This is a genomic window from Mycoplana azooxidifex (assembly GCF_014196765.1).
In the GTDB taxonomy this organism is placed as follows: Bacteria; Pseudomonadota; Alphaproteobacteria; order Rhizobiales; family Rhizobiaceae; genus Mycoplana; species Mycoplana azooxidifex.
The window spans coordinates 493,410-506,446 of record NZ_JACIEE010000004.1 but is presented as its reverse complement, the minus strand read 5'-3'; the positions used below and the strand labels follow the sequence as shown (position 1 = coordinate 506,446).

The following is a 13,037-nucleotide window of genomic DNA, read 5'->3' as shown; positions in this document are numbered from 1 at the left end:
GCCCGGCACCGCCGGGCGTTTTGCGTTCCGGACTACTCCTGGTCACCCGCAGACTGCTGGTATTGCAGCCAGATCGCCTTGTCTTTCATCTTCGCCACCATGGCCGCATGTGCTGCCAGATCGGCTTCACTGATGCGATCCGGCAGCGGGCGCGGGCGTTGGGCGATCGGCAGGACGATCTCTTCGCCATCTGCCTGGTCGAGCCGTTCCCGCTGTTCGGCTACTGCAAGGCCGAGCGCGGCCTGACGGCCGCCGATCATCTCGATATACACCTCGGCGAGAAGCTCGGAGTCGAGAAGGGCGCCGTGCTTGGTGCGGTGGGAATTGTCGATACCGTAGCGCCGGCAGAGCGCATCCAGTGAGTTCGGTCCCATCGGATGCTTGCGCCGCGCCAAGGCAAGCGTGTCCGTCACGCGATCGCTCGGAACCGGCGGGATGCCGAGGCGCTCGAACTCGGCATTGATGAAGCCCATGTCGAAGTTGGCGTTGTGCGCGACCCAGCGCGCATCGCCGAAGAAGTCCTGCAACTCGGCGACGATGCCGGAGAAGAGCGGCTTATCCTTCAGCGACTCGTCGGTGATGCCGTGGATCGCAAGCGCGTCGGGATGGACCTTCCTGTCGCCCGGATTGATGTAGACATGGAAGGTCCGGCCGGTGGGAAAGTGATTGTCGAGTTCGATGCCGCCGATTTCGATGATCCGATCAGCACGATTATCCAGGCCGGTCGTTTCCGTATCGAAGATGATTTCACGCATGGGCGCCGCTTTTCCCCTTCAAGATGTCGACGATGAGTTTCACCTGTTTGCGTGCGTCTTCAAGACCGTTGTCGGACTTGACCACAAAATCCGCTCGCTGCCGCTTCTCCGCATCCGGCATCTGCCTTGCCATCAGCATCGCGAACTTTTCTTCCGTCATCCCCGGACGGGCGAGCACGCGCTGGCGCTGCAATTCGGGTTCGCAAGTCACCACCAGAACCTTGTCGACACGCTCGTCGGCGCCGGTTTCGAACAGCAGCGGGATATCGAGCACGACGAGGGATGACCCGGCCGCCCGTTGCCTCCAGAGAAAATCCGCCTCCTTCTGGCGAACCAGCGGGTGGACGATGGCCTCCAGCCGGGAAAAGCCGGCCGGCCGGGCTGCTAGCTCTGCCGCCAGTGCCTTGCGATCGACGATGCCGCCCTTGATCGCAGCTGGAAACGCCGCGCCGACGGGGCCGACTGCCTCTCCCTGATAGAGCGTGTGGACCGTCGCATCGGCATCATGCACGGGCACGCCGAGTTCGCGGAACATGCCGGCGGTCGTCGACTTGCCGGTTCCGATCGAGCCGGTAAGACCGAGGACGATCATCCGTGGCCCTCCATATCGGCTATGATTCGCCGGCGAAGGTCGTCATCGACCGTGGGCCGCACGCCGAACCATTTTTCGAAACCGGGTGCGGCCTGATGCAGGAGCATGCCGAGCCCGTCGACCGTCTTCAGGCCGTGGCGCTCCGCCTGCGCCAGGAAGGGCGTCTTCAGCGGAACGTAGACAATGTCGGTCACGATCGCGCCGCGCGCCAGGCGGTCGAAGTCGAGTTCCGGCGCAGGCATTCCATCCATTCCGAGCGAGGTCGTGTTGACGAAGAGCGCGGCTCCGCTCATCACCTCGGCGAGGGCGTCGACGGGATGGGCATGCAGCCTGTCGCCGAACCAGTCGGCCAGCTCCCGGGCACGGCCGACGGTGCGATTGACGACATGGATCTCCCCGATGCCGCGGTCGCGCAATGCCTGGAGCACGGCTCGGCTCGCGCCTCCGGCACCCAGGACGACGGCGCGATCGATGCGATCCCAACCGGGCGCCCGTTCGTCGAGATTGGCCACGAAGCCGTAGCCATCGGTGTTGGTGGCATGGACCAGGCCGTCTTCCAGCCACACCGTGTTGCAGGCGCCAAGCTCCTCGCTGCGTTCATCCGGCCGATCCGCCAGACGGAATGCGGCTTCCTTGTGCGGGATGGTCACGTTGCCGCCGACGAAGCGGCCATTCTTCAGGTCCGAGAAGAATGCGGCGAATGCCTCCGGCGGAACGTCGAGCCGCGTGTAGCTCCCGGCAATCCCGAGCTTGTCCAGCCAGTATCCATGGATCAACGGCGAGCGCGAATGGTTGATCGGATGGCCGACGACGAAGGCGCTGTTAACCAATGTTTCACGTGAATCACGCATCGATCGCCCCCATCGCTCTCAGTTGGGCGAGGAGTGGCAGCATCGGCAGGCCGATGATCGTGAAATAGTCACCGTCTATGCCCTCGAACAGCTGGATCCCCTCGCCTTCCATCTGATAGGCGCCCACGCTTCTCAGCACCTTGTCACCAACCCGCGCCAGATGCCGGTCTATGAAAGCCTCGGTGAGCGGCCGCATGGTCAGCCGCGCCGTGGACACATGCCGCCATTTGACCTCGCCGTCCGCGACGATCACCACGCCGCTGTTCAGCGCGTGGGTCTTGCCGGAAAGGGCCGCGAGATGCTCCCTCGCGTCTTCAAGGTCGGCCGGCTTGTGAAACACGCGGCCCCCGAGCGACAGGGTCTGGTCGGATCCGATGACGAGGCAGCCCGGATTGGTCGCGCCGACGGCCCTGGCCTTCGCCTCGGCCAGATGAAGCGCGGTCTCGGAGGGTGTAGGCGACAGCCGTTCCAGCTCGACCTCGATCGCACGTTCGTCGATCTCTGCGGCAATGGCCTTGAAGGTGAGCCCGGCATTTTCCATCAACGCGCGACGGAACGGGCTCTGGGATGCGAGAATAAGAGGCTTGGTCATGGGTTTGGTCATGGGCGGTCCCGGTTTTCACTCAGCGGGACTAGCGAAGTCTGGGCCTGAGAGCAACAATTGCCGCAGCCGTCTCCTCGATCGACCGGCGGGTGACGTCGATGAGCGGCCAATTGTTGCGGGCGCAGAGCGAGCGGGCATACTTCAATTCTTCGGCGATCTGGGCCCGGTCGGTATAGTCCTCCCCCTTGAAATCCTTGGCCGATCCGAGAACCCGGTTCTGCCTTACCTGGGCGACGCGATCGGTCGTGGCGATCAATCCCACCACGAGCGGCTTGTCGACCTGCGACAATCGCTCCGGCAGCGGCACGCCGAGCACGATCGGAATATTGGCCGTCTTGATGCCGCGATTGGCGAGGTAGATGCTCGTCGGCGTCTTCGAGGTGCGGCTGATGCCGACGAGGATGACGTCGGCCTCCTCGAGGTCCGCGGGCAGCTGTCCGTCATCGTGGTCCATGGTGAAGTTGAGCGCCTCGATGCGGGCGAAGTACTCCGCATCCATCACATGCTGGGCGCCGACACGGCGGCGCGAGACCGCGCCGAGATAGGTTTGGAACACATCGATGATGGGTTCGAGGACCGAGACGCAGGGCAAGCCCATTTCGCGGCAGCGCTGGTCGATGATGGCCGAAAGCTCGCTGTCGACGATCGTATAGAGGACGATGCCGGGGGCCGTGTCGATCGCGTCGAGCACCGGCGTCAGCTGCTTCCTGTTGCGAATGAGCGGATAGACGTGTTCCAGCGCCTGTGAGGCCTGGAACTGGGCCGCAGCGGCGCGCCCGGCCGCAATCAGCGTCTCGCCAGTCGAATCGGAGATCAGGTGAAGGTGAAAGTAGTTTTTCGGGTTCTCCACATGATCCTCCGTGGGCTGTTGACAGGCCGGGACAGGAGAGCCGGTTCGGCGGCTTCAGGCGCCGCCTCGTGGAAAACTGCCGACTTTTCCACAAAACGGGTTTCGCTGGAAAACGGACCGGGTCGGATGTGGACAAATCGCGGCGAGTGACATTGTGTCACGCGATTGCGGATGCTGTCCACAGGATGTTCGGATCGCTCGGTCCTTTAAGGCTCTGAATCCGCCGCCTTTTCTCACCTGTCCACATCGACGCCGATTTGCCGCGAGATCTCTCCCGTTACAAATGCGGCCGAGGGATCTCCATGGCTTTATGTGGAGGGAATTTAATCCTTGATAGTCACCGACTCTAAGAAATAGAAACCTCTTCAATATAGATTTCTTTGTTTAGAGGGAGCGCGCAAAGGCGATGACCGGCACGCGAAAAATCGTCGAAGTCCTGAACGGAAAAACGATCTCCCCTCCTCCCTTGTGGCTGATGAGGCAGGCGGGGCGCTATCTGCCGGAGTACAGGCAAACGCGGGCCAAGGCCGGAAGTTTCCTCGATCTCTGTTATTCGCCGGATCATGCCGTGGAGGTCACTCTGCAGCCGATCCGGCGCTACGCTTTCGATGCGGCGATCCTGTTCTCCGACATCCTGGTCATTCCTGACGCCCTGAAGCGCGAGGTTCGCTTCGACGAGGGCACTGGACCGCGCCTGAGGCCGCTGGAGATCGACGAGATCCGCCCGCTGGCATCGATGCCGGTGATGGACCATCTTTCCCCGGTGATCGAGACTGTCCGCCGTCTCCGGCGCGAACTGCCGCAGGAGACAGCCCTGCTCGGCTTCTGTGGTGCGCCCTGGACGGTGGCGACCTACATGATCGCCGGGCACGGGACGCCGGACCAGGCACCGACGCGGTTCTTCGCCTACAAGGAACCTAAGGCCTTTGCCGCCCTGCTCGACATCCTGGCAGAGAAATCGGCGGAATATCTGGTGGCCCAGCTCGACGCGGGGGCGGATGCCGTGCAGATCTTCGATTCCTGGGCGGGCGTGCTCGGCGAGGCCGAGTTTGCCGCCTATGCGGTGAAGCCGGTCCGGCGTATCGTCGATCTCGTGCGGGCGCAGCGACCACAGGCGAAGATTATTGCGTTTGCCAAGGGCGCTGGGCTGTTCCTGAAGGACTATCGCCAGGGCACCGGGGCGGATGCGATCGGGCTGGACTGGACGATCCCGCTGTCGTTGGCGGCCGAGCTCCAGAAGGACGGCCCGGTGCAGGGCAACCTCGATCCGCAGCGCGTCGTTGCCGGCGGTGCTGCGCTCAACGAAGGGATCGACGCCATCCTGGATGCGCTGGGCAACGGTCCGCTGATCTTCAATCTCGGCCACGGCATAACGCCGCAGGCGGACCCGGCGAATGTAGCAGCGCTGGTTCGGCGGGTGCGGGGACAGGTCTGATGAGCGAGCGCCAGACGGGCCCCACGGTCGGCCGGCATGCCCGGATCCGGGCGGCGGTCGTCATCGTCCTGTTCACGCTCGGAGTTGTGGCGCTTGTTTTCCATCCGCCGGAGAATCTCTACCTCTGGCTGAAGGCGTTGCACATCGTTGCGGTGATCTCCTGGATGGCGGGGTTGCTCTACCTGCCGCGCCTGTTCATCTATCACAGCGACGCCGCCCGCGGCTCCGAGGCGTCCGAGACGTTCAAGGTGATGGAACGGCGGCTCTACCGGGTCATCATGAACCCGGCGATGATGCTGACCTGGTTGCTGGGCCTCTATCTCGCCTGGTCAGTCTATGGCTTCCATGGCGGCTGGCTGCACGGAAAGCTGGTGCTTGTGCTGCTCCTGACCGGGGTGCACGTCTTTTTCGGCCGGTCAGTCAAGGCCTTCGCGCGGGACGACAACAGGATCACCGCGCGCCAATGGCGGTTTCTCAACGAAATGCCGGCGCTTTTGATGATTGCGATCGTGATGCTAGCCGTGGTAAAGCCGTTCTGAGGACGCCTTACGGATCCGGCCGGGTCCATTCTCGGGAAAATTTACGAGGCCCTTGCAGGCGTTGCCCTGAATCGCTATTTTCGCGTTATCTCATCTCTCGTGGCATGTGTATCCCGCATCGTGAACTGCCTCCCTGCAGCTCAGTCTTGACCCGCACGCCAATCCCCAATCCTGAAATCACGCATGGTCCCCCTTCATGGCTGAAATGAAGCTACAAGAACTGAAAAACAAGACGCCGACCGATCTCCTGGCATTTGCGGAGTCGCTCGAGGTCGAAAACGCCAGCACGATGCGCAAGCAGGAGCTGATGTTCGCGATCCTGAAGATGCTGGCGGCGCAGGACACGGAGATCATCGGCGAAGGCGTGGTCGAGGTTCTCCAGGACGGGTTCGGCTTTCTGCGCTCGGCGAATGCGAACTATCTCCCGGGTCCCGACGACATCTACATTTCCCCCTCCCAGATCCGGCGCTTCTCGCTGAAGACCGGCGATACGGTCGAGGGGCCGATCCGCGGGCCGAAGGAAGGCGAGCGCTACTTCGCGCTGCTGAAGGTCAACACGATCAACTTCGACGATCCGGAGAAGATCCGCCACAAGGTTCATTTCGACAATCTGACGCCGCTCTATCCCGACGAGCGCTTCAAGATGGAGCTGGAGGTACCGACGTCGAAGGACCTCTCTCCCCGTGTCATCGATCTCGTGGCGCCGCTCGGTAAGGGTCAGCGCGGGTTGATCGTAGCACCGCCGCGCACCGGCAAGACCGTTCTGTTGCAGAACATCGCGCATTCGATCACCGCCAATCATCCCGAGTGCTATCTCATCGTTCTTCTGATCGACGAGCGCCCGGAAGAAGTCACCGACATGCAGCGTTCCGTGAAGGGCGAGGTCGTCTCGTCGACCTTCGACGAGCCTGCGACGCGGCACGTGCAGGTCGCTGAGATGGTGATCGAAAAGGCCAAGCGCCTGGTCGAGCACGGCCGCGACGTCGTGATCCTGCTTGATTCGATCACCCGCCTCGGACGCGCCTACAACACCGTCGTTCCGTCTTCCGGCAAGGTCTTGACCGGTGGTGTCGATGCCAATGCGCTGCAGCGGCCGAAGCGGTTCTTCGGTGCGGCGCGCAACATCGAGGAAGGCGGCTCGCTGACGATCATCGCAACGGCGCTGATCGACACCGGAAGCCGCATGGACGAGGTGATCTTCGAAGAGTTCAAGGGTACGGGCAACTCCGAAATCGTGCTCGATCGCAAGGTCGCCGACAAGCGGATCTTCCCGGCCATGGACATTCTCAAGTCCGGTACCCGCAAGGAGGACCTGCTCGTACCGCGTCAGGATCTGCAGAAGATCTTCGTGCTTCGCCGCATTCTGGCACCCATGGGGACGACCGACGCTATCGAGTTCCTGATCGACAAATTGAAGCAGACGAAGAACAACGGCGACTTCTTCGATTCAATGAACACCTAAATGGTAAGCCGGATTTTTCTTCGGATTCTGTGGTGAATAAGGCGGAACCTTCTGGGTTCCGCCTTTTCCGTATCTACCAAACCAAGTCGGAGCTATGCTTCCATACTGGACGCTACGGCCGCATTCGTGTATTGCGTGCGCCGACTGGTTGATCGCCCAACGACTGCGCGATCGAAACCGAATTCTCCGCACTCCCGGGTGACACATGGTCGGAAACGACACCATCTTCGCGCTTTCGAGCGGGGGGCTCCCCTCTGGCGTTGGCGTTGTCCGCGTCAGCGGGCCTGATAGTGCGTCCGTGATCCGTACGATGACGGGGTCGCTGCCGGCGCCCAGGCGTGCAGAGTTGCGCTCGATTCGGTCCCGAAACGGTCTATTTCTGGATCAGGGGCTCGTCATCCACTTTCCGGGTCCCGCATCCTTTACCGGAGAAGATTCGGCCGAGCTACATGTTCATGGCGGTCGCGCCACCGTCAGGGCCGTGCTCGACGCCCTCGCCGAGTTTCCCGGGCTGCGAGCTGCGGACGCCGGTGAATTCAGCCGTCGTGCCTTTCACAACGGCAAGCTCGATCTCGTCGAGATCGAGGGGCTCGCGGATATCGTCGCTGCGCAGACGGAAATGCAGCGCCGCCTGGCTCTGGAGCACGCATCGGGTGGCGTCTCCCGCCTCTACGACGATTGGGCCCGGAGGCTGACCTACGCGCGGGCAATGATAGAAGCGGAACTCGACTTCGCCGATGAGGAAGATGTGCCTGGTGCGGTCGGTCAGACGGTTCGTGACGATCTTGTCGCACTCGGTGGAGAGCTTCGCGCTCATCTGGCGGGCAGCCGCACTGGCGAGATCATTCGCGATGGTTTGACCGTCGTCATCGCCGGTCCGCCGAATGTCGGCAAATCGAGCCTCATCAACTATCTGGCCAAGCGTGACGTGGCCATCGTCACCGACATTCCGGGAACGACGCGAGACATCGTTTCCGTCGATCTCGACCTCGACGGTTTCGCGGTCCGCGTGCTGGACACCGCCGGAATACGGGAGACCGACGAGGTGGTGGAAAGGGAGGGCATCCGGCGCGCCAGATCCGCAATGGCGCAGGCGGATCTGATCCTCCGGCTCCTCGACAGGGGCGAGATGCCGGGCACGGCCGATATGGAGGGGGCAGTCGCCACCATCTATGTCGCCTCCAAGGCTGACATTCATCCGCGAAGTGATGTCGCTCCTTCTGTCGTCTCCGTGTCTACTCTGACGGGGGATGGCATCGATGGGCTGTTGGAGCGGATTCGCGGACACCTGCCTCAACTGGGTCAATACAATGCCTTCGCCGTTCCTTCGCGCGACCGCCATAACGAGGCGCTGAGGTTGACGCTACGGGCGCTGGAGGAGGCACTGTCGCTCCCATTGAACGAGCTCGAGCTGCAGGCGGAAAATCTCCGGCTGGCCGCGAATGAGATCGGGAGGATCACCGGTCGCGTGGATGTGGAGAATTTGCTAGATGTGATCTTCGCAGAATTCTGCATCGGGAAGTGATTCACGTGAAACACGACTACACCATATGCGAGTCTAATCTCGTGTTTCACGTGAAACGTGGCGAGTAAACCTAAGGATATCATCGTGAATTATGATGTCATTGTCATTGGCGGCGGCCATGCCGGTTGCGAAGCGGCCTCGGCTTCTGCACGCACTGGCGCGCGCACAGCGCTACTGACCCATTCACGGGATACGATCGGCGTCATGTCGTGCAATCCCGCAATCGGTGGATTGGGGAAAGGACATCTCGTCCGCGAGGTCGATGCGCTGGATGGGCTGATGGGTCGCGTGGCGGACCGCGCCGGGATCCAGTTCCGCCTTCTCAATCGCCGCAAGGGCCCAGCGGTGCGCGGGCCGCGGACCCAGGCGGATCGCCGGCTCTATCGCGAGGCGATGCAAGCTGAGATCGCGGCAATCTCCCATCTCGATGTAATCGAAGGCGACGCGTTCGACATCGAACTCTCCGTCAACGAGCAGATCAGTGCCGTGATCGCCGGTGACGGACGCCGCATCGGTTGTGCTGCCGTCGTGCTGACGACGGGAACGTTTCTTCGTGGCCTCATTCATCTTGGATCCGAAACGACTCCGGCTGGTCGCATGGGCGAACAGCCCTCCCTGGGCCTGTCAACGACGCTGGCGCGGTTCGGTCTGCGTCTCGGTCGTCTGAAGACGGGCACGCCGGCCCGGCTATCGGGGCGGACGATTGCCTGGAACCGGATTGGCCAGCAGGCGGCCGATAGCGACCCGATCCCCTTCTCGTTCATGACGGACGCAATCACCAATCCGCAGGTCGAATGCGGCGTGACGCGGACCACATCGGCGACACACCGGATTATCGAGGACAACATCAGCCAGTCGGCCATGTATTCGGGCCAGATCAAAGGTGTCGGGCCGCGCTATTGCCCTTCGATCGAGGACAAGATCGTTCGCTTCGGTGAGCGTGACGGACATCAGATTTTTCTGGAGCCCGAGGGCCTGGATGACGACACAGTCTATCCGAATGGCATCTCCACGTCTTTGCCGGCGGCGGTCCAGAGCGAGTTCATCCGCACCATCCCCGGCCTGGAGCATGTCGAGATCCTGCAGCCCGGCTACGCGATCGAGTATGATCACGTCGATCCGCGGGAGTTGACGCTGGGTCTGGAAGTCATAAAGCTTCCCGGACTGTTCCTGGCGGGGCAGATCAACGGGACGACCGGCTATGAGGAGGCGGCGGCCCAGGGGCTTGTCGCCGGCCTCAATGCGGCGCGCAAGGTCGGTGGCCTGCAACAGCACCATTTCAGCCGCACGGACAGCTATATCGGGGTGATGATCGACGACTTGACCTCGCGCGGCGTCGCGGAGCCTTACCGCATGTTCACGTCGCGGGCTGAGTATCGGCTGTCGCTTCGCGCCGACAACGCCGATCTCAGGTTGACGCCCGTAGCGATCGAACTGGGCATCGCGGGCCACGCGCGCCGTGAGCGTTTCCTGACCTGGCAAGCCGAGCTCGACCGGTGCCGCGATCTCGTCAAGTCGCTACGGCTGACGCCCAATCAGGCATTGAATCATGGAATTAGAATCAATCAGGACGGGCAGCGACGGAGTGCCTACGAACTGCTGTCCTACAACGAGCACTCGATCAAATCGCTGGTACAGGTCTGGCCGGAATTGAAGGGGATGGACCCCCGAACCAGGGAAGCGCTTGAGATAGAGGCGTCTTATGCGGTCTATATGGATCGGCAGGCGGCGGATATTGCCGATGTGCGGCGCGAAGAGGAACGGGCGATCCCGTCCGATTTCAGTTTTGACGATCTGCCGGGCCTTTCGAATGAGCTGCGTCTGAAGTTGACGCGAGACAGGCCGGCGAACGTCGCCCAGGCCGCGCGTATCGATGGGATGACCCCAGCGGCGATCTCGCTGCTGTTGACGGCCCTGCGCCGCGCTCAATCCGACGAACAGCATCGGAGCCTGGCGGGATGAAAGCTGAGGATATCTCTCTTTCGGACTTGAATGTTTCACGTGAAACGGAGCGGCGCCTCCGCAAGTTCATCGCCCTTTTCGATAAGTGGGCTAAGACCATCAATTTGGTCGCACCCTCCACTCTGGATGACTTTGGTGCGCGGCATATCCGCGACAGCGCGCAGATCCATTCGCTCTGCCCGGCGCCGCTGACCTGGATCGATCTCGGGAGCGGCGGGGGTTTCCCGGGCATCATTACCGCAATCCTGCTTCTGGAGTCTGGCGGCGGCTGGGTTCATCTGGTCGAGAGCAGCAATAAGAAAGCGGCCTTCCTCCGGCAGGCGATCACCGAAACCGGCGCCCGCGCGAGCGTCCATCCGGTCCGGATCGAGACAGCGCCTGCAATCATCCAGGACTGCGATGCCATATCGGCGCGCGCGCTCGCTGAACTTCCCCTGCTGCTGGACTTCATCGAGCCGTGGATGAGCAGAAATGCAGATTGTCGGGCATTCTTTCACAAAGGCCGGGATTATCGAACCGAAGTCGACAAAGCGCGTGGTCGTTGGCGCTTTGATCTGATAAAACGCGAAAGCGTCGTTGAGCATGATTCTGTCGTGCTGGAAATAACGGGGCTCTCGCGCATCAGTCAGTGACGGCGGATCCAATATGGCAAGCCTATCGAACCGCATTATCACCATAGCGAACCAGAAGGGCGGCGTGGGGAAGACCACGACAGCCATCAATCTGGCAACGGCACTGGCTGCGATCGGTGAGCGCGTGTTGATCGTGGACCTGGATCCCCAGGGAAACGCCAGTACAGGCCTTGGAATCGACCGACGCGATCGCAAGCTCTCCTCCTACGATTTGTTGATGGGCACCCACGGGATCGCCGAGATCGTCCAGCAGACGGTCGTTCCGAACCTGTCGATCCTGCCTTCGACCATGGACCTTCTCGGAATCGAGATGGAGATAGCAGGCGAGAGTGACCGGGTGTTTCGCCTGAGGCGAGCCCTGTTTGCGGACGATGCGGCGGAGTATTCCTACATCCTCGTCGATTGCCCGCCTTCCTTCAACCTGCTGACCATGAATGCGATGACCGCGGCCCATTCTGTCTTGGTCCCGCTGCAATGCGAGTTCTTCGCACTGGAGGGTCTCAGCCAACTGCTGGAGACGGTGGACCAGATCCGGCGCACGGTGAACCCATCCCTGGACATTCAGGGTATCGTTCTGACCATGTACGATGCGCGCAATAATCTTGCGCTGCAGGTGGTAAACGACGTTCGGACTCACCTCGGCGAGAAGGTGTATCACACGCTTATCCCGAGAAATGTCCGCGTCTCCGAGGCCCCATCCTATGGTAAGCCGGCTATCCTCTACGATCTGAAGTGCGCAGGCAGCCAGGCCTATCTTCAGCTTGCCTCGGAAGTTATCCAACGGGAACGGCAGCGGAAGGCCGCCTGACCTCTATCGGAAGTAGAGTATATGAGCGACGACAACTCCAAGCGGAGACTGGGACGCGGCCTAGCGGCTTTGATCGGGGAAATGGACCAGCCGGTGGCGATGGGAACATCGCAGTCGGCGCCTGTCAATCCGGACCGTATGGTGCCGATCGAGTTCGTCGGGCGCAATCCGCGCAATCCGCGCCGCTACTTCGATGAATCCGAGCTGCAGGACCTCGCCGCATCGATCCGGCAGCACGGCATCGTCCAGCCGGTGGTGGCCCGCACGATCGCTCCCGAGCGCTACGAGATCATCGCCGGCGAGCGTCGCTGGCGGGCAGCGCAGCTTGCCGGCTTCGTGGAGATCCCCGTGATCGTCCGCAACGTCGATGATCGCACTGCGCTTGAGATCGCCATTGTCGAGAACGTCCAGCGTTCAGACCTGAACCCGCTCGAAGAGGCGCTGGGTTATGATCAGCTGATCGCCGAGCATGGCTATACCCAAAACGATCTCGGTGAAATCATCGGCAAGAGCCGGAGCCATGTCGCCAATAGCCTGCGCCTCCTGAAGCTGCCCGATCCTGTGCGGGACATGCTGGCGTCAGGCGCCCTTTCGGCGGGCCACGCGCGCGCGCTGGTGCCGACGTCCGATCCGGTTGGCCTGGCCAAGGCGATCGTTGCCAAGGGCCTGTCGGTGCGCGATGCCGAGCGGATGGCGCAGAACGACATCAAGGCACAGTCGGATCCGGATCACGGCCGGAAGGAAGCGGCCAGGGATGAGAAGGACGCCGATACGGTCGCGTTGGAGCGCACGCTCTCCGACAGCCTCGGGCTGGATGTGACCGTCAGCCACAAGGCGAACGGCGGCTACCTGCGGATCAACTATAAGACCCTCGAACAACTGGAAGAAATCTGCAGGCTGCTCGAGCGGCGCTGAAGCTTGAGGACGCGTCCCTCCGGGGGCTCGCAGCCTCGGCGCTGTACCCGTCAGCAGTGTGATGATCCGACCCCTGTTCGCGCACATCTCACACGGAATGGCCGAGT

13 protein-coding genes are annotated in these 13,037 nt (G+C 62.0%); 8 read left to right on the top strand and 5 right to left on the bottom strand.

The features are described from left to right. Window positions 1–32 precede the first annotated feature (32 nt). Genes dnaQ through GGQ64_RS11535 form a run of 5 tightly spaced genes read right to left on the bottom strand, consistent with a single transcriptional unit; the run spans window position 33 to window position 3,652 of the window. Window positions 33–755, bottom strand: a complete 723-nt coding sequence (dnaQ, locus tag GGQ64_RS11555; RefSeq protein WP_183804003.1) for a DNA polymerase III subunit epsilon — start codon at window positions 753–755, stop codon at window positions 33–35. Next, a complete protein-coding gene (gene coaE, locus GGQ64_RS11550) occupies window positions 748–1,347 on the bottom strand; it encodes a dephospho-CoA kinase (protein WP_183804000.1) in 600 nt (199 codons plus the stop codon). The genes dnaQ and coaE overlap by 8 nt, the downstream gene beginning before the upstream one ends. After that, entirely contained in the window at window positions 1,344–2,198 is an 855-nt protein-coding gene (locus GGQ64_RS11545; protein ID WP_183803997.1) for a shikimate dehydrogenase, read from the bottom strand. Before GGQ64_RS11545 ends, coaE begins: the two co-directional genes overlap by 4 nt. After that, window positions 2,191–2,790 carry a Maf-like protein gene (locus GGQ64_RS11540; protein ID WP_183803994.1) on the bottom strand — a complete coding sequence of 200 codons (600 nt, stop codon included), beginning with the start codon at window positions 2,788–2,790 and terminating at the stop codon, window positions 2,191–2,193. Before GGQ64_RS11540 ends, GGQ64_RS11545 begins: the two co-directional genes overlap by 8 nt. A gap of 40 nt (window positions 2,791–2,830) precedes the next feature. Further along, window positions 2,831–3,652, bottom strand: a complete 822-nt coding sequence (locus GGQ64_RS11535; protein WP_183803991.1) for a pyruvate, phosphate dikinase/phosphoenolpyruvate synthase regulator — start codon at window positions 3,650–3,652, stop codon at window positions 2,831–2,833. A 406-nt stretch (window positions 3,653–4,058) separates the two neighbouring features. Between GGQ64_RS11535 and hemE the strand changes: the two genes are divergently transcribed. From hemE to GGQ64_RS11495, 8 genes are all read left to right on the top strand, one after another. Then, window positions 4,059–5,087, top strand: coding sequence for a uroporphyrinogen decarboxylase (hemE, locus tag GGQ64_RS11530; RefSeq protein WP_183803988.1), 1,029 nt, complete (start codon window positions 4,059–4,061; stop codon window positions 5,085–5,087). Beyond that, the gene (hemJ, locus tag GGQ64_RS11525; RefSeq protein WP_183804305.1) at window positions 5,084–5,626 is read left to right on the top strand and encodes a protoporphyrinogen oxidase HemJ; all 543 of its coding nucleotides are present in this window, start codon (window positions 5,084–5,086) and stop codon (window positions 5,624–5,626) included. The genes hemE and hemJ overlap by 4 nt, the downstream gene beginning before the upstream one ends. A 196-nt stretch (window positions 5,627–5,822) precedes the next feature. Continuing rightward, window positions 5,823–7,088: a transcription termination factor Rho gene (gene rho, locus GGQ64_RS11520; protein ID WP_183803985.1), complete on the top strand. Its 1,266-nt coding sequence runs from the start codon at window positions 5,823–5,825 to the stop codon at window positions 7,086–7,088. A 205-nt stretch (window positions 7,089–7,293) separates the two neighbouring features. Next, window positions 7,294–8,613: a tRNA uridine-5-carboxymethylaminomethyl(34) synthesis GTPase MnmE gene (gene mnmE, locus GGQ64_RS11515; RefSeq protein ID WP_183803982.1), complete on the top strand. Its 1,320-nt coding sequence runs from the start codon at window positions 7,294–7,296 to the stop codon at window positions 8,611–8,613. A gap of 81 nt (window positions 8,614–8,694) precedes the next feature. Continuing rightward, a complete protein-coding gene (gene mnmG, locus GGQ64_RS11510; protein WP_425488507.1) occupies window positions 8,695–10,575 on the top strand; it encodes a tRNA uridine-5-carboxymethylaminomethyl(34) synthesis enzyme MnmG in 1,881 nt (626 codons plus the stop codon). An 11-nt stretch (window positions 10,576–10,586) separates the two neighbouring features. Beyond that, the gene (locus GGQ64_RS11505; RefSeq protein WP_183804299.1) at window positions 10,587–11,207 is read left to right on the top strand and encodes a 16S rRNA (guanine(527)-N(7))-methyltransferase RsmG; all 621 of its coding nucleotides are present in this window, start codon (window positions 10,587–10,589) and stop codon (window positions 11,205–11,207) included. Between the two features lie 13 nt (window positions 11,208–11,220). Continuing rightward, window positions 11,221–12,015, top strand: coding sequence for a ParA family protein (locus GGQ64_RS11500; RefSeq protein ID WP_183803979.1), 795 nt, complete (start codon window positions 11,221–11,223; stop codon window positions 12,013–12,015). A 21-nt stretch (window positions 12,016–12,036) separates the two neighbouring features. After that, window positions 12,037–12,930 (top strand): ParB/RepB/Spo0J family partition protein, encoded by an 894-nt coding sequence (locus GGQ64_RS11495; RefSeq protein ID WP_183803976.1) that lies wholly within the window; start codon window positions 12,037–12,039, stop codon window positions 12,928–12,930. Window positions 12,931–13,037: the final 107 nt, after the last annotated feature.

Bases quoted from the DNA above. Each gene is read 5' to 3' on its own strand.
- dnaQ (WP_183804003.1), bottom strand. From the start codon at position 755: ATGCGTGAAATCATCTTCGATACGGAAACGACCGGCCTGGATAATCGT.
- coaE (WP_183804000.1), bottom strand. From the start codon at position 1,347: ATGATCGTCCTCGGTCTTACCGGCTCGATCGGAACCGGCAAGTCGACG.
- GGQ64_RS11545 (WP_183803997.1), bottom strand. From the start codon at position 2,198: ATGCGTGATTCACGTGAAACATTGGTTAACAGCGCCTTCGTCGTCGGC.
- GGQ64_RS11540 (WP_183803994.1), bottom strand. From the start codon at position 2,790: ATGACCAAGCCTCTTATTCTCGCATCCCAGAGCCCGTTCCGTCGCGCG.
- hemE (WP_183803988.1), top strand. From the start codon at position 4,059: ATGACCGGCACGCGAAAAATCGTCGAAGTCCTGAACGGAAAAACGATC.
- rho (WP_183803985.1), top strand. From the start codon at position 5,823: ATGGCTGAAATGAAGCTACAAGAACTGAAAAACAAGACGCCGACCGAT.
- mnmE (WP_183803982.1), top strand. From the start codon at position 7,294: ATGGTCGGAAACGACACCATCTTCGCGCTTTCGAGCGGGGGGCTCCCC.
- GGQ64_RS11500 (WP_183803979.1), top strand. From the start codon at position 11,221: ATGGCAAGCCTATCGAACCGCATTATCACCATAGCGAACCAGAAGGGC.
- GGQ64_RS11495 (WP_183803976.1), top strand. From the start codon at position 12,037: ATGAGCGACGACAACTCCAAGCGGAGACTGGGACGCGGCCTAGCGGCT.